The sequence below is a fragment of the Alloalcanivorax xenomutans genome (assembly GCF_900217905.1).
Classification (GTDB): Bacteria; Pseudomonadota; Gammaproteobacteria; order Pseudomonadales; family Alcanivoracaceae; genus Alloalcanivorax; species Alloalcanivorax xenomutans.
In genome coordinates this window covers 88989-104670 of record NZ_OBMO01000002.1, presented here as the reverse complement: position 1 = coordinate 104670, position 15682 = coordinate 88989, and the positions used below count along the sequence as shown (strand labels likewise).

The window sequence follows — 15682 nt, the reverse complement described above, 5'->3', positions numbered from 1 at the left end:
ACACGACACCATTCGCCGTGCGGGTGAGCACGGCCAGGGGAAATTCGTGCCATGTCCAGATTCAAACTGACTCCGGTGGCCGCCGCCGTTATCGGCCTGTGCGCCACCGCCTCCCACGCCGGGGAAAACCCAACCGATCCCATCTTGCTGGCGCAACTGTCGTTGCCGGATGTGAAGCCCCATGAGAATCGGCTCGATCCGGTGGTGGTGACGCCCAGCATGACCACGCAAACCGCCCGCGCCAGTCTCACGCCGGTAGCGGTGATCGACGAACAAACGCTGCGTGAGCAGCAACCGCTGGAAATGGCGGACATTCTGCGCGCTCAGCCCGGTTTGGATATCATCGGCAACGGCGCTTTCGGCAAGAACACCAGTGTCTACATGCGTGGCACCGCCGGCAGCTCCACCTTGCTGTTGCTCGACGGTGTGCGCATCCGGCCCGCCACCGGCGGCACGCCGTCCTGGCAGTTCCTGCCGCCATCAATGATCGACCGGGTGGAAGTCGTGCGCGGTCCGCGGGGCAGTCTCTACGGTTCCGACGCGGTGGGCGGCGTGGTTCAGGTATTCACCCCGGACGGCAGCGGTGAGCCCGGCGCCTGGCTGGAACTGGGCGGTGGCAGCTTTAACACCCGTTCCATCGGCGGCGGCGCGGCCGGCGAAAAAGACGGCACCCGCTACAGCATGGCGGTGAACCGTTTCGACACCGACGGCACTCGCCTGCGTGAGCACGGGGATGATCGCGGTTACGACAATACTTCCGGCATCGTCAAACTGAGCCATCGCTTCGGCGAGCGGGCGGAAATCGGCGTGCTGGGATTCCGCGCCGAGGGCAACACCGAGTTTGAGCCCGGCACCACCGCCACCCGGGAAGACACCGATTACCTGATCCAGGTGGGGGCGCTGCGCGGTGAATTGCTGGTGTCCGACGACTGGCTGATGCAGTTGCAAGTCAGTGAAGCGAAGGATGAGAACGACAATTTCACCGACGGTGATCTGACCAGCACCTTCAACACCAAGACCCGTGCCGTCAATCTGAAGAACCACTTCCTGGTGAACGACTACGTGGAATTGATCGTCGGGGGCGAATACCTGCGCGACGACATCGAAAGCACCACGGAATACAGCCTGGATAACCGCGAGAACAAGGCCGCTTTCGCCCAGCTGATGACCACCTTCGGTGATCTGGATGCGCAGGCCAGCGTGCGCTATGACGACAACGAAGCCTTTGGCCACAAGAGCACGGGCGGTGTGGCCCTCGGTTACGCGCTGAACCCGCATCATCGCCTTCGTGTCAGTTACGGTACCGCCTTCCGGGCGCCGACCTTCAACGAACTGTACTACCCCGGTTTCGGTAATCCGGACCTGTCGCCGGAAAAATCCGAAAACAAGGAAATTGGCATTCGTGGGCAGTACGGCCGTGGCTTCTGGGATCTGTCGGTATTCCAGAATGATGTCGAGGATCTGATCGCCTCGGAACTGCGGGACGGCAAATACCTTCCCTATAACGTCAACGAAGCACGCATTCGCGGCGCCGAACTGCAAACCGGTCTCGACCTGGATCAGTGGCGTCTGGCCATGGCGATAACGGTACTGGATCCCAAGGACGAGGAAACCGATGAGCTGTTGCAGCGTCGAAACCGCAAGAGCGTACGTTTCGATGTGGACCGGGACTTCGGTACCGTGTCACTGGGCGGCAGCGCGGTGTTCCAGGATCACCGCTACAACGACGCCGCCGCCACCCAGCGCCTGCCGGGCTACGGCTTGCTGGACCTGCGCGCCAGCTGGCGCTTTGCCCCCGACTGGACCACCCGGGTCTCGGTGAAGAACGTATTCGACAAGGAATACGCCACGGCGCGGAACTATTCCGGCTGGCATTATCTCAACGCCGGCCGCACCGTGTTCGTCAGCGTGCGCTACGATATCCGCTGATCGCAACGGGAGAATGTTATGGTGGCCAGAATGGGGCAATGGACTGTATTCATGGTACTGATCGCGCTGTTGCCCCTGGCCGCCATGGCGGCACCCCGTTGCGTCGAGGACGATGTCGGCCGTGAAGTCTGTCTGGAGCGGCCCGCGCAACGTATCGTGGCGCTGTCGCCGGGCGCGGTGGAGCTGCTGTTTTCCGCCGGTGCCGGTGAGCAGGTGGTGGGCGCGGTGAGCTTCAGCGACGAGCCGCCGGCGGCGCGCAAAGTGCCCCGGGTGGGCAGCTATAAACGGCTGGACCTGGAAGCGATCCTGGCGCTCAAGCCGGATCTGGTGATCGCCTGGCGCAGCGGTAATCCGGCCGCTCAGATCGAACAGCTGGAACGGCTCGGCCTCACTGTCTATTACAGCGAACCAGTCCGCTTCGAAATGATCGGCACGACCCTGGAACGGTTCTCCAGACTGGCCGGTACCGAGCAGTTGGGCGAGCCGGTGGCGGAGCAGTTCCGCGCCGGCATCGATGCTCTGCGCCAGCGCCATGGCGACGCCAAGCCGGTCACCGTGTTCTATCAGGTATGGGAAGAACCGTTGATGACGGTGAACGACCGGCACCTGATCAGCGAAGCCATCCGTCTGTGCGGCGGCGTCAATGTGTTCGGCGGGTTGCCGGCGTTGACGCCGCGCATCGGCCGTGAAGCGGTGCTGGGCGCGGACCCTGAGGTGATCATCGCCGGCGGCATGGGCGAGGATAACCCGGCCTGGCTCGATCCCTGGCGCGAGTTCGGTTCGCTCACCGCGGTGCGTCGCGACAATCTGTTCTTCGTTCCGCCTTCCACCTTGCAAAGGCCCACGCCGCGCATGCTGGAAGGCACCCGCCGACTGTGCAAGCACCTGGAGCAGGCCCGTGCCCGGCGTTGACGCGCCGGCGCGTGCTTACCCCTGGACCGCACTGTGGGTTCTGGTGCTGGCGGGTGTGCTGGCCATGGCCCTGGCGGTGGCGGTGGGCAGCGTGCCGCTGGGCGCCGCCGATCTGTGGGCGGTATTCACCGGCGGCGGCAACGAACTGCAGCGGGATCTGATCTGGTCGCTGCGTGCTCCCCGTGCGCTGGCGGCGTTCGCCACCGGTGGTTTGCTGGCTCTGGCCGGCGCTCTGATGCAGGTGCTGTTGCGCAATCCGCTGGCTGATCCTTACGTGCTCGGATTGTCCGGTGGCGCCGCCGTCGGCGCGCTTGGCGCCATGCTGCTGGGCGCGGGAGCGGTGCTGGTATCCGGTTCCGCTTTCGCCGGAGCCCTGCTCTCCACGTTGCTGGTATTCGGCCTGGCCCGGGGCGGTGGCAGTTGGACTCCGACCCGGTTGCTGCTTACCGGCGTGGTGGTGGCGGCGGGGTGGAGCGCGGTGATCAGCTTTCTGCTTACCATGAGCCCGGCGGAGCGTTTGCCCGGCATGCTGTATTGGCTGATGGGGGATCTCTCTCACGCCGGCGCCCCGGGTTGGGCCTGGCTGGTACTGGTGGTCGCGGTGGCGGCCATGTTGCCGTTGGGGCGCCCTCTCAATGTGCTGGCGCGCGGGCCGCTGCAAGCGGCGGCTCTGGGCGTCGCGGTGCGGCCGCTGGAGACCTCCGTGTACGTGCTGGCCAGCCTGGTCACCGCGGTGGCGGTGACCACCGCCGGCAGCGTCGGCTTCGTCGGTCTGATCGTGCCCCATCTGCTGCGTTTGGTGCTGGGTAATGATCAGCGCCTGATTCTGCCCGCCAGCGCCCTGGCCGGCGGCATCTTACTGACGCTGGCGGATACCCTGGCCCGTATCCTGTTGGCGCCGCAACAGTTGCCCGTGGGTGTGATCACGGCGCTGCTGGGGGTGCCGGTGTTCCTGTTCCTGCTGTACCGGAGCCGATGATGAGCGTGCTGGAAACTCGCGAGTTGATCATCGATGTGCCCGGGCGGGTATCCGGACGGGCGCTGAGTCTGCGTATCGAACCAGGGCAGCGCTGGGGCATTCTCGGCCCCAATGGCGCCGGCAAGACCACCCTGCTGCATACCCTGGCGGGTTTGCGCGCGCCGCGTTCCGGCCAGGTGCTGCTGGATGGCAAGCCGCTGTCTCAATGGCGCCGCCGTCAGGTCGCCCAGCGGCTGGCGGTGGTGTTTCAGGAACGGCAGGACGGCTTCCCCGCCACCGTTCTGGAGACCGCGCTGATCGGCCGGCATCCGTTCCTGCCACCGTGGCGCATGGAAACCGCCGCGGATCTGGAACAGGCCCGGAACGCTTTGCGCCTATTGGATTTGAGCCATCTGGAACCGCGCCTGGTAAGCACCCTGTCCGGCGGTGAGCGACAGCGTCTGGCGCTGGCCACGGCCCTGGCCCAACAACCGGCCCTGTGGTTGGCGGACGAGCCCACCAATCATCTCGATCTGCATCATCAGGTGGCGGTAATGCGATTGCTGGAACAGCAATCGCAACAGGGCGCGGGCCTGTGTCTGTGCCTGCATGATCTGAACCTGGCCGCGCGCTGGTGTGACCGGGTCCTGCTGCTCTATCCCGACGGTGAGCTGTGCCATGGGCCCGCCGACGCCATGCTGATACTGGAGGCGTTGGAGAAGCTCTACCGGCAACGGCTTATGGTTACCGAAATAAACGGCACCCGGGTATTCCTGCCGGGCTGACTCTCTTACATAAGGACCGCCATCCATGACACAAGCGGTTTCCCGAGTGGAGGGCTGCGCGCCCGCCGCTCTGATCAGCGCGCCCGGATCGGGGCAGGGCAAGTCCCTGATCACCGCCGGCTTGGCGCGCCTGCACCGCAATGCCGGCCGCCGTGTGCGGGTATTCAAGTTTGGCCCGGATTATCTCGATCCGATGATCCTGGCCCGCGCCAGCGGCGCGCCGGTGTATCAGTTACAGCCGTGGATGACTGGCGAAGCGGAGTGCCGCTGGCGCCTCGCCGAGGCCGCCCGTGACACGGACCTGGTGCTGGTGGAGGGGGCCATGGGCCTGTTCGATGGCTCGCCCTCCAGTGCCGATCTGGCAGTGCTGTGTGGCTTGCCGGTAATTCCGGTAATCGATGCTTCGGGCATGGCGCAGACCTTTGCCGCACTCGCCCAGGGCCTGTCGGATTACCGGCCGGAACTGCGAGTTCGGCAACTGATCGCCAATCGCGTGGGCAGTCCGCGCCACGGTGAGATGCTGGCCGAAGCGTTGCCGCCGTCGTTGTCGCTGCTGGGCGCGGTGCCTCGCCATCCGGACCTGGCGTTGCCGGAGCGGCATCTGGGGCTGGTGCAGGCGGAGGAATTGCTCGACCTGGACCGGCGCCTGGATGCGGTGGCGGCGGTGCTGGCGGAGGCGGGCCTGGACCGGTTGCCGGAGGCGGTGACGTTGAGCGCGGATTGTCCGGCGCCGCCGGCGGCGCTGTTGGCCGGCCGTCGCATCGCGGTGGCCAGGGACGCCGCCTTCGGCTTTCTCTATCAGGCCAACCTGGATCTGCTCACCGCCATGGGCGCCGAGCTGTGTTTTTTCTCACCGTTGAATGACCGGACGTTGCCGGAGGCGGAAGCGCTCTGGTTGCCCGGCGGCTACCCGGAGCAGCATGGCGGCGCGTTATCGTCGAATCTGGCCATGCGGGCGTCGATCCGCGACCACCATCGACAAGGCAAGCCGATCCTGGCGGAGTGCGGCGGGCTGATGTATTGCATGGAGACATTGGTGGACAACAAGGGCCGGCGCCACGCCATGCTTGGCCTGCTGCCCGGCGCGGCGCGGATGATGGAACGCCTGCAGGGGCTTGGCATGCACGCCTTGTCATTGCCACGGGGGCAGCTGCGTGGGCATACCTTCCACTACTCCAGGTTGGAAACGCCACGCGTGCCGGATCAGCATAGTGAAAAACAAAGCGGCACCGGCGGTGAGCCGGTGTTCCATCAAGGCAATCTGACCGCCAGTTACTTTCACGGCTATTTTCCGTCGGCGCCGGAAGCGGTGGCGGCGTTGTTTGTTGGAGATAAAGACCATGCGTGAAGACGCCAAAACCCCGCAACGCCATGCCGAGCGCATGGCGAAAAAACAGAAAATCATGCAGGAGCGGATCGCCCGTGCGCGGAACAGCCAAGGCGTGCTGTTGGTGCTGACCGGTCCCGGCAAAGGCAAAAGCAGTTCCGCTTTCGGTATGGCGGCGCGTGCTCTGGGCCATGACATGAAAGTCGGCGTGGTGCAGTTCATCAAGGGAGCGTTCAAAACCGGCGAGGAGCGCTTTTTCCGCGCGCAGCCGTTGGTGGATTACCACGTCATGGGTGAAGGCTACACCTGGGATACCCAGGACCGCGAACGTGATGTGGCCGCCGCCGAAGCCGCCTGGGCCGAGGCGCGCCGTATGCTGCGCGACCCGGACTACAAACTGGTGGTGCTGGACGAATTGAACATCGCCCTGCGCTACGAGTATCTGGATCTGGACGCGGTGCTGGATGACCTGCAGGACCGCCCGGAAATGCAACACGTGGTGGTCACCGGCCGTTACGCACCGAAGCCATTGATCGAACTGGCCGACACCGTCACCGAGATGAAAGTGGTGAAGCACGCGTTCAAGGATCTGGGGGTGAAGGCGCAGAAAGGAATAGAGCTTTAAAGGCAGTGAATAGTTAACAGTGAACAGTGAAAATCAGAGCGCGCCTTTCCGTGTGACCGGCGGCTCGGTGACATTAATGGTGCAGGGCACGACGTCGGATGCCGGAAAAAGTACGGTGGTGGCGGCGTTGTGCCGGTGGCTGGCGCGGCAGGGTGTGGCGGTGGCGCCGTTCAAGCCGCAGAACATGGCGTTGAACAGCGCGGTGACCGACGATGGTGGCGAGATCGGGCGCTCCACGGCGTTACAGGCGCTGGCCTGTGGCCTCGCGCCGCACAGTGACATGAACCCGGTATTGCTCAAACCGCAGACCGACCGTGGTGCCCAGGTGATCGTGCGAGGGCAGGTGCTCGGCAACATGGACGCCATTGCCTATCACGATTACAAAAACACCGCCCGCGAGGCGGTGCTGGCGGCGTGGCGTGATCTGTCCGCGCGTTACCCGGTGATTATCGCCGAAGGCGCCGGCAGTCCGGCGGAGATCAATCTGCGTGAGAACGATATCGCCAATATGGGCTTTGCCGAAGCGGTGGATTGCCCGGTGATTCTGGTGGCGGACATTGACCGGGGTGGTGTCTTCGCGCAGTTGGTGGGTACGTTGGAGCTGCTCTGCGAAAGTGAACGCAACCGGGTAGTGGGTTTCGTCATCAATCGCTTTCGCGGCGATCCGGCTCTCCTGCAAAGCGGCCTGGACTGGCTGGAGCAACGCACTGGCAAACCGGTGCTCGGCGTGCTGCCTTATCTGCATGGCCTGTTGTTGGACGCGGAAGACGCGGTGGCCGATGCCGGTGAGCATGACGGTGAGGCGCTGAACGTGGTGGTGCCGGTCTTTCCTCGCATCAGCAATCACAATGATCTGGATCCGCTGCGCCTGCATCCTGGTATTGCCTTGCACCTGATCGGACCGGGACAAACGCCGCCGCCGGCTGACTGGGTGATCCTGCCTGGCAGCAAACACACCCGCGCCGATCTTCAATGGTTGCGGGAGCAAGGCTGGGAGCCTTATTTACAGCGTCATTTACGTTACGGCGGGCGACTGCTGGGCATCTGCGGCGGCTTCCAGATGCTGGGCAGGGCGATACACGATCCGGACGGTATTGAGGGACGGCCCGGCAGCAGTGATGGACTGGGGCTGCTGGATATGGAAACCACTCTGGTGGCTGGCAAGCAGCTGCGGCAGGTGGTGGCGCGTTTGCTGCCCGGTGGTGAAGCCGTTACCGGCTATGAGATTCACAATGGCGTCACCCGCGGGCCGGCGCTGCAACGGCCGCTGTTCGATGTGGGCGGACGCCTGGACGGTGCGGTCAGTGACGACGGCCAGGTGATGGGCGGCTACCTGCATGGCCTGTTTGATCGGGCCGGGGCCTGTGATGCCCTGTTGAAACCCTCCCAAGCCGCGGCGGTGGACTACCAGCAACATCGTCAGACCGATCTGGATCGTCTGGCCGACAGTGTTGAACAGCACTTGGACCTCACTTCGTTACGGCATTATTTGCAGGATTTTTTGCCGACTTAATGGACCATGGTACGGATAAGTGGCGCTTTGGTTGTTTGGGCGTCGGAATGTTTGCTCACAAGAATAGTTCTCATTACCATCGCATGGTGCAAAAGGCGGTGACCCGCCACGGCATAACAACACCATGCCAAAGGGGAAGGGCATGATCCGAGGGGCTCCTGGAGGCCTTAAACAGGCTCTTGTTGGGGTCCGATGAATCGAGGAACCGGGAATTCGGTTCGTCGGTTTGCGATCTGTTATCGGGAACGATTTTTCATGACGAACAAAACAATCCTGCCGGTGCTGGTGTCGGTCTTGGCGCCGTTGTCCGGATGGGCGGAAGAGACCGGCGCGAACGAACTGGACCAGGTTGTGGTCAGCGCCACTCGCCAGAGTATGGCGGCCAGCGAACTGGCCCATGCGGTGACTGTTATTGAGCGTGAGGAGCTGGAAACCCAGTGGCGCACCGCCGCTAACCTTGGCGAAGTGCTGGCGAAAACGGTGCCGGGCATGGCCCCGGCCAGCCAGACGCTGACCAATTTCAACCAGACCTTGCGGGGCAGAAACCTGCTGGTTCTGATCGACGGCATTCCACAGAACACCAGCCGGAACATCAGCCGTGATCTGATGAACATCGATCCCGCCAACATTGAGCGAATTGAGGTGCTGCGAGGCGGCAGTGCTGTGTATGGCAGCGGCGCCGCCGGTGGCGTGGTCAACATCATCACCCGCCGCAACCGTTCCCAAGCGGTCACCAAACTGGAATTGCAAAGTGCCTTGTCCAAGGTCACCGGGGATGGTCTGGGGTACCGGGGAGAGCAATCCGTCGGGGGCGCCCGGGGCGATCTGGACTATGGCGCTAACCTGGCGTGGGAAGAGCAAGGCGCTTTCTATGACGGGAACGGGCGCCGCATCGCGCCCGAGCCGAGCCAGGGGGACATGTCGGACACCGGAACCTGGAGTCTGGGTGGCAAGCTCAATTGGCATCTGCCGACGGGCACGCTGACATTGTCGGGCAGTCACCTGGACGCGAAGCAGGATACCGATTACGCCTCCGACCCGGCGGTCGATGATGTCCCCCCCGGCGAGGCCCGCGCAAAAGCAATATCCGGGCTGCACCTGAATGAACAGAACCGGACCCACAACAGCCTGTTGAATCTGGCCTGGCACGCGGGCGACACCCGTGTTGGCGCGGTGGATGCCCAGCTCTACTATCGCGACTATCATGCCCGTTTCACGCCGTTCGACGCGCGCGGAATTCCCTCTTGGGGCGCCTTGGTCCAAACCTATCTGGACAGTGAAAGTTATGGCGGTCGCCTCACCGTCAACACCGATTTGAGCGAGACCGCTTTACTCCGCTGGGGGCTGGATAGCGGGCGGGAAAAAACCGAAATGCCGGTGACCACCTACGACGGTAGCGCTTACGACAATAGTGGCGGGTTGGTCTATATCGATACCGGTGATCGTCTTTTCATGCCGCCGGTGACCCAGGACACCGTCGCCGTGTTTGCCCAACTGGAACATAACTTCAGTGATCAACTGCGTGGCGAAGCCGGTGTCCGGTACGAGTACGCGGAGGCGTCCTTCAATGACTTCACCACTCTGGGAGAGGGGAATCAGATCGAGGGCGGGGAAGTGGATTTTGATGACGTCCTGTTCAACGCCGGTCTCATCTATGCACTGAACGACACGGTGGATGTCTACGCCAATTATTCCCAAGGCTTCGAATTGCCTGATCTGGGCTTGCAGTTACGCATCGCGCCGTCCGATTTCGATGTTGGCGATTCCCAGCTGGAACCGATCAAGACGGATAACTATGAAGTGGGCGCGCGAGGCTATTGGGGTGCCACCCAGGCCAGTCTGGCGCTGTTCTACAACACATCGGATCTTGGTCCGGTAGTGATTCAGGACTTTGCCTTTGCCCAGCGCCGCGCCAAGGAACGGATCCACGGCGTTGAAGCCACGATGGACCATCAACTGAACGCGCAATGGCGGCTGGGTGGCCTGTTGAGCTGGATGGAAGGGGAAAGCTATGACAGGGCCGACAGAAAATGGAAGGCACTGAACGGGTATCGTATTCCTCCCTTGCAGTTGAACGTCTACGTTGAATACGCTTCCGGACGTCATTGGTCTCACCGGCTGCAGGCGAACTACAGCGGCTCCCGGGATGATGCCTTCGACGATGAAGTGGGCTTTGGCAGTCGTAAAGTGGACAGCTACTCCACCGTCGATTACAGCACCCGTTACCAGCAGGGACGGCACAGCGTGGATCTCGGCGTGGAAAATCTGTTCAACGAAGATTACTACCACGTTTATGGTCAGTTGCTGCGTAACGGCAGAAACACCAGCCATATTCCCGCCCGGGGCATCACCGCCAAGATCGGATACCAGTATCAATGGTGAGGCGGCCGGCGCGGCAAGCCCGCGCCGTCGTCAACTTCCTGCTTTCGTAAACCGGGACAGGGCGGCTCTTCCCCAGGGCCGCTATCCCCGGTTTTTCTCACACTGTATCGGCAAGCCGGGCATCGGCTGCCTAGCTTGTCTTTTCTCTTTTCATGTAATATTGTTTGTTGCATGAAGAGAGACAGCAGATTATCAGGTGTGCTCCACGTGCTTCTGCACATGGCGGAAATGGAAGGGCCGGTTACCTCCGAGGCCCTGGCCGGGATCATGCAGACCAATCCGGTTGTGATCCGTCGCACTCTTGCCGGGCTGCGCGAGCAGGGGCTGGTGACCTCGGTCAAAGGGCACGGGGGCGGTTGGCGTCTGTGCTGCGATTTCGACACCGTCACTCTGCATGACATCTATGTGGCACTGGGCGAGCCGGCGGTGTTCGCCATGGGCAACCGTACCGAATCGCCTGGCTGCCTGGTGGAAAAAGCGGTCAACGCTCACATGAACGACGCGTTCCAACAGGCCGAAGCGGTACTGATGGCGCGCCTGCGTGATGTGACCCTGGCGGATCTGAGCCGGGATTTTCATCGTGGCCTGCAACGGCGGGACCACTCTCACTGTTCTTCCTGACCGCGGCTACGTTCGCCGGAGGCTGTTATGTTTGACGTCATTATTATCGGCGGTAGCTATGCCGGCATGTCCGCGGCGCTGCCGCTGGTGCGTGCTCGCCGCAAGGTGCTGGTGATCGACAGCGGATTGCGGCGTAACCGCTTCGCCGATGCTGCCCACGGCGTTCTGGCCCAGGATGGGCGCCCGCCGGGGGAGATCGCCGCTGAAGGGAAGCGGCAGTTAATGCTCTATCCGGATCTCACCTGGCGTGATGGCGAAGCTGTATCGGCAAGCCGGCTTGATGACGGGTTTGCCGTGGGCACCGCCGATGGCGACCGGTTCTCCGGCCGCTTCCTGATCCTCGCCACCGGCGTTTCCGACACCTTGCCCGACGTTCCGGGATTGGAGGAACGTTGGGGACGTTCGGTGTTTCACTGCCCGTACTGCCACGGCTACGAACTGAACCGGGGCGCGCTCGGGGTGCTGGCCAGTGGGCCTATGTCGCTGCATCAGGCGCAATTGATTCCGCAGTGGGGGCCCACCACCCTTTTCACCAATGGCGCGTTGACCCTGGATGAAGAACAGCAACAGGATCTGGCCCGGCGTGGCGTCACGGTGGAAACGGAAGCCGTGGTGGCGGTGTCGGGCGATTGGGCCACGGTGGCGTTGAAGGACGGCAGAGAGAGGGAACTGGCCGGTCTGTTCGTGGCCACGGAGGTGGCGCCAGTTGGGCCACTGGCGAAACAGTTGGGCTGCAGGCTGGACGAAACACCCATGGGGACCGTCATCGCCACCAACGACATCAAGGCGACGTCGATCCCCGGCATCTTCGCCTGTGGCGACACCGCCCGGGCCGCCGGCAACGTGACCCTGGCCATGGCCGACGGCACCATGGCGGCCATGGGCGCGCACCGGGCTTTGTTGTTCGGGCTGCCGGAAAGCGCCTGAGGGCACACGCAAGCCCGCCACTGAAACAGCTTCCCTCAGACTGGACTTCGAAGCCGCTGTGGGAAGCTTGCTTGCAAGCGAATGCACCAACCTCGGAAGAACGGTATTCGCCAGCAAGCTGGTCTCCCACAGTGGCCGCGTGGCCATCTCTGCATCCAGGTCAGCAGGCAGCGCTCAGGACACCTCCGTCACCGGCTTGTGCCTGGCGAACAGCGGCGTCGCCAGAGTCAAGGTGGCGGCGCAGAGCAGGGCGCTGCCGCCGATGATGAAAATCAGCGAGCTGTGTTCGGCGCTGGCGTAAATCGGTGCCATCAGGTAGGCAGCCGCCGCTTGCCCGACAGCGAACAGGGCGGTGGCCCGGCCCCAGGCGGTGGCGTGCACATGGGCGGGCACCAGCTCGCCGATGCGGCCCATGGTGGTGGCGACCATGCCGGGGATCAGCGCGCCCACGGTAAAGGACGAGAGCGATACCACCAGTGTTCCCGGTACCAGCATCGGCAGCAGGACCGCGGTTCCCTTCAACGCCAAAGCGGTGAACAGGGTGCGGTGCCAGCCGGCATGGCGGGCAATGGCGCCGACCAGGAACGGGCCGCTGATGGCGCCCAAGGCCACCAGCCCCCACTGGATCGCCGCCGCCCAGGTACTGAACCCTCTTTGTCGTTCCAGATAATCCACCCAGAACACCGTATGCGGTACGAAGCCCACCGCGTCCAGCAGGTAGGCGAGATAGATGGCGGCCATCACCAGGCCGACGCGGGCCTGCTGTTGTCCTTGTTGGGGCGCCTGCGGCAGGCCCGGCCAGGGGCGCCACACCAGCGCCACCGGTAACAGGGCGATCAGGCCGAGGCCCAGCCAGGTCAGTTCCGGCCCCTGCTGCATCAGCAAGGGCACCAGGGTGGCGGAGATCAGCACGCCGGTGCCGACGCCGGTAAAGATCCAGGCGGTGCCCCGTTTGCGTTTGGATTCCGGTAGCTGGCTGGCGATCAGGGAAGGCGCCACCACCATCAGCAGGGCTCCGGTGACGCCGGCGACGAAGCGCCACAGGCTGAACCACCACACCTGCCCTTGCCACATGCTGGCCAGGAAGCTGACGGCGATCAGCAAGGTGGACAGCTTGATCACCGGGCCGGGGCCAAGCCGGCGTGCCAGACGGCTGGCAAGTACCGCGCCGACCAGATAGCCGAGCAGATTGGTGGCGCCGACGAAACCGGCGTCACGGGCGCTGAGCCAGCCGGCCTCGATCAGCCCCGGCAGTTGCGCGGCGTAGGCGAAACGGCCCAACCCGATCCCGGCCAGGGTGGTGGCCGCTCCCATCAGTATCAGGCGGGTGGGCGAGACGGTGGTGGTCATGGGCGGCTCCAAAGCGAGAGGCGGTCGTTGGCAGGCGCCCAGTTAAGCAGAGTCCGCCTATCACTAAAAATGATTTATACAGATGCTCGGCATCACTGAACCGAATGGGATGGTTCAGGCGTGGAGAACGGCGTCCTGCTGGCGCAGGCTGATGGCGATCTGCACCAGTTCGGCCAGGGAATCCGCCGCCATCTTGCTCATCATGTTGGCGCGATGGCCTTCCACCGTTTTGCGGTTGATGCCGAGCTTATCGGCCACTTCCTGATTGGACAGGCCGTTGACCACTTCCTCGAACACCTGCCGTTCCCGTTTGGTCAGGCCTTCGTAGCGTTGCCGGTGTACCGCCAGCGCCTGCAGTTTGCGGCGGTGCTGACGGTCCCGCTCAAGGGCGTTCTGGACATGGTCGATCAGCACCTGGTCGTCGAACGGTTTCTCGATGAACGTCAGCGCGCCGTCGGTGAGAGCGGTCACCGCCATGTCGATGCTGCCGTGGGCGGAGATCATGATCACCGGCAGGTCGATGCCATATTCGGGGAATTTCTTCTGCGCGTTGATACCGCTGAGTTCGGGCATGCGCACGTCCATCACCACGCAACCGCCAGCGCCGGGCTGGAAACGTTCAAGAAACGCCAGGGCGGTTTCATAACAGCGCACCTGCAGCCCCACGGATTCCAGCAGCCATTGCAGGGAGTCGCGCACATCGGCGTCGTCGTCGATGATATGAATGGTTTGCGTCGGTTCGCTGTTTGCCATTGGGATCCGGGTCAATTCGTTGTGGTCGGCGTTTCGTCGTCCGCCAGTGCCAGGGTGAAACAGAAACAGGCGCCCCCTTCTTCCACGGCGAGGGGCCACAGTTCGCCGCCGAGGGATTCCACCAGGGAACGGCTGATCGCCAGGCCCATGCCCAGCCCGTTCTTCTTGGTGGTGAAAAAGCGCTCAAACAGTTTATCCGAGCTGTGCGGCGGCAGGCCAGGGCCCTGATCGCGCACCCGGATCTCCAGTTGCCTGCCGTGCCGCTGTGCCTCCAGCCAGACCTTGAGCGGTGCTTGACCGGCGGGAGTCTGGCAGGCTTCGATGGCATTGACGATCAGATTGAGCAGGATCTGCTCCAACTGAATGCGGTCCGCCACAACCCGGGCGCCGGTCAGAGTCATGCGGTTTTCCAGCACCACATTGTGGCGTTCGGCGTTGGGTTCGCAGAATTGCAGCAGATCGTCGACCACCGGCAGCAAATCCATGGCTTCGTGCACCGGCGCTCTTTTGCGGGTGAAATCCATCATTCGATGGATAATACCGCCGGCGCGCAGAGCGGTATCCACGGTTTTCTCCAGCGGCACACGCAGGTCCTGCCAGCGCACCTCGGTCTGATCGCCGAAGCGGCGCTGGATGCCGCGCAGATAATTGACGATGCCGGTGAGTGGCTGATTCAACTCGTGGGCCAGGCTCGAAGCCAACTCGCCCATGGTCACCAGCCGGCTGGCGTGTTCGATGTCCGCCTGATAGGCCTTCAATTGCGCTTCCGCCGCCTTGGCCGCGCTCAGATCCCGGGCCACCAGGGAAAAATACTCCATGTCGCCGTGATAGGAGCGGTGCGCCAGCAATTCCAGGGAAACCGGAATGGTCTGGCCGCGGCGGTCACGCATGTCCAGTTCACCGCTCCAGTTGCCGCGTCGCAGGGCGGTGGGGAAGGCGGCTTCGCCAAGCAGGCGATAGCTGGTCTCGGTGAACAGCTCCGACAAATTGGCGGATGGGGTGGCGCTGTCCAGGGCCAGCACCTGGCGAGCGGACTCGTTGAGATGGGTGATGCGATGATCCAGGGAAGTGAAGATCACCAGATCGCTGGTGCTTTCCAGCACTCGCGCCAGCCGCCGGTTGGTCTGCTCCGCCTCGATACGGCCGCTGGCGTCCCGGGATACCACCAGGATTTCACGGATGTCACCGGTGCCCGGGTCGCGCAAGGTGCGGCTGGTGCTTTCCAGCCAGGTGTAATGGCCGTCCTTGCAACGGAACCGGTAGGTGTGAGTGTACAGGCCGCGCTCGTAGCGAACGCTGGGTGCGCGTCGCTGAAAATTCTCCACATCGTCCGGGTGATAAAGGTCATAGGCGGAGACACCGACGATTTCCTCGACGCTGTAGCCGAGCAGATGAGTCACCGCCGGTGAGGCATAGATGAAACGCCAGTCCCCGGGCGTGTGCCGGGAAATCATGTCGGTGGACTGCTCGGCCATCTCCGCCAGCAGGCGGTTGCGCTCGGCATCGTCGGTGAGCGCGGTGAAGCCCTCTTCCGGTGTCGGTGTGTCCATGGCGCCGTGGTTGGGTTGCTGGCTAAGGAACATAGTGTACCTCGTGCGGT

12 protein-coding genes and 1 pseudogene are annotated in these 15682 nt (G+C 63.4%); 10 read left to right on the top strand and 3 right to left on the bottom strand.

Annotated elements, in window-relative coordinates:
* The first annotated feature begins 51 nt into the window (after positions 1 to 51).
* The 10 genes and pseudogenes from CRO06_RS02100 to CRO06_RS02055 all read left to right on the top strand — a co-directional run bounded on the left by CRO06_RS02100 (position 52) and on the right by CRO06_RS02055 (position 11979).
* The gene (locus CRO06_RS02100) at positions 52 to 1929 is read left to right on the top strand and encodes a TonB-dependent receptor domain-containing protein (protein WP_097057633.1); all 1878 of its coding nucleotides are present in this window, start codon (positions 52 to 54) and stop codon (positions 1927 to 1929) included.
* 30 nt (positions 1930 to 1959) lie between these two features.
* Positions 1960 to 2841, top strand: a complete 882-nt coding sequence (locus CRO06_RS02095; protein WP_244902755.1) for a cobalamin-binding protein — start codon at positions 1960 to 1962, stop codon at positions 2839 to 2841.
* Positions 2828 to 3820 (top strand): FecCD family ABC transporter permease, encoded by a 993-nt coding sequence (locus CRO06_RS02090; RefSeq protein WP_022994808.1) that lies wholly within the window; start codon positions 2828 to 2830, stop codon positions 3818 to 3820. Before CRO06_RS02095 ends, CRO06_RS02090 begins: the two co-directional genes overlap by 14 nt.
* Positions 3817 to 4332 (top strand): annotated as a pseudogene (locus CRO06_RS02085) (ABC transporter ATP-binding protein); the annotation flags it as partial. The gene CRO06_RS02090 and the pseudogene CRO06_RS02085, both read left to right, overlap by 4 nt.
* Before the next feature lie 277 nt (positions 4333 to 4609).
* Entirely contained in the window at positions 4610 to 5932 is a 1323-nt protein-coding gene (locus tag CRO06_RS02080) for a cobyrinic acid a,c-diamide synthase CobB (RefSeq protein WP_097057631.1), read from the top strand.
* Positions 5925 to 6536 carry a cob(I)yrinic acid a,c-diamide adenosyltransferase gene (gene cobO, locus CRO06_RS02075; protein ID WP_022994811.1) on the top strand — a complete coding sequence of 204 codons (612 nt, stop codon included), beginning with the start codon at positions 5925 to 5927 and terminating at the stop codon, positions 6534 to 6536. Before CRO06_RS02080 ends, cobO begins: the two co-directional genes overlap by 8 nt.
* A gap of 76 nt (positions 6537 to 6612) precedes the next feature.
* Positions 6613 to 8049 carry a cobyric acid synthase gene (locus CRO06_RS02070; RefSeq protein WP_026948280.1) on the top strand — a complete coding sequence of 479 codons (1437 nt, stop codon included), beginning with the start codon at positions 6613 to 6615 and terminating at the stop codon, positions 8047 to 8049.
* Between the two features lie 255 nt (positions 8050 to 8304).
* Complete coding sequence (locus tag CRO06_RS02065) at positions 8305 to 10431, top strand: TonB-dependent receptor (protein WP_179746424.1); 2127 nt, start codon at positions 8305 to 8307, stop codon at positions 10429 to 10431.
* A 171-nt stretch (positions 10432 to 10602) separates the two neighbouring features.
* Positions 10603 to 11052: an Rrf2 family transcriptional regulator gene (locus tag CRO06_RS02060; protein ID WP_031228234.1), complete on the top strand. Its 450-nt coding sequence runs from the start codon at positions 10603 to 10605 to the stop codon at positions 11050 to 11052.
* A 27-nt stretch (positions 11053 to 11079) separates the two neighbouring features.
* Positions 11080 to 11979, top strand: a complete 900-nt coding sequence (locus CRO06_RS02055; RefSeq protein ID WP_097057629.1) for an NAD(P)/FAD-dependent oxidoreductase — start codon at positions 11080 to 11082, stop codon at positions 11977 to 11979.
* A 174-nt stretch (positions 11980 to 12153) separates the two neighbouring features.
* Here CRO06_RS02055 and CRO06_RS02050 read toward each other — a convergent pair whose 3' ends face one another.
* From CRO06_RS02050 to CRO06_RS02040, 3 genes are all read right to left on the bottom strand, one after another.
* On the bottom strand, positions 12154 to 13329 hold the full coding sequence (locus CRO06_RS02050) for a YbfB/YjiJ family MFS transporter (RefSeq protein ID WP_097057628.1): 1176 nt from the start codon (positions 13327 to 13329) through the stop codon (positions 12154 to 12156).
* 114 nt (positions 13330 to 13443) lie between these two features.
* The gene (locus CRO06_RS02045; RefSeq protein ID WP_097057627.1) at positions 13444 to 14082 is read right to left on the bottom strand and encodes a response regulator transcription factor; all 639 of its coding nucleotides are present in this window, start codon (positions 14080 to 14082) and stop codon (positions 13444 to 13446) included.
* Positions 14083 to 14093: 11 nt separating this feature from the next.
* Positions 14094 to 15665, bottom strand: a complete 1572-nt coding sequence (locus tag CRO06_RS02040; RefSeq protein WP_233917359.1) for an ATP-binding protein — start codon at positions 15663 to 15665, stop codon at positions 14094 to 14096.
* Positions 15666 to 15682 lie beyond the last annotated feature (17 nt).

Excerpts from the sequence above, each read along its gene's own strand:
- CRO06_RS02100 (WP_097057633.1), top strand. The coding sequence starts at position 52 with ATGTCCAGATTCAAACTGACTCCGGTGGCCGCCGCCGTTATCGGCCTG.
- CRO06_RS02095 (WP_244902755.1), top strand. The coding sequence starts at position 1,960 with ATGGGGCAATGGACTGTATTCATGGTACTGATCGCGCTGTTGCCCCTG.
- CRO06_RS02080 (WP_097057631.1), top strand. The coding sequence starts at position 4,610 with ATGACACAAGCGGTTTCCCGAGTGGAGGGCTGCGCGCCCGCCGCTCTG.
- cobO (WP_022994811.1), top strand. The coding sequence starts at position 5,925 with ATGCGTGAAGACGCCAAAACCCCGCAACGCCATGCCGAGCGCATGGCG.
- CRO06_RS02070 (WP_026948280.1), top strand. The coding sequence starts at position 6,613 with ATGGTGCAGGGCACGACGTCGGATGCCGGAAAAAGTACGGTGGTGGCG.
- CRO06_RS02065 (WP_179746424.1), top strand. The coding sequence starts at position 8,305 with ATGACGAACAAAACAATCCTGCCGGTGCTGGTGTCGGTCTTGGCGCCG.
- CRO06_RS02060 (WP_031228234.1), top strand. The coding sequence starts at position 10,603 with ATGAAGAGAGACAGCAGATTATCAGGTGTGCTCCACGTGCTTCTGCAC.
- CRO06_RS02055 (WP_097057629.1), top strand. The coding sequence starts at position 11,080 with ATGTTTGACGTCATTATTATCGGCGGTAGCTATGCCGGCATGTCCGCG.
- CRO06_RS02050 (WP_097057628.1), bottom strand. The coding sequence starts at position 13,329 with ATGACCACCACCGTCTCGCCCACCCGCCTGATACTGATGGGAGCGGCC.
- CRO06_RS02045 (WP_097057627.1), bottom strand. The coding sequence starts at position 14,082 with ATGGCAAACAGCGAACCGACGCAAACCATTCATATCATCGACGACGAC.
- CRO06_RS02040 (WP_233917359.1), bottom strand. The coding sequence starts at position 15,665 with ATGTTCCTTAGCCAGCAACCCAACCACGGCGCCATGGACACACCGACA.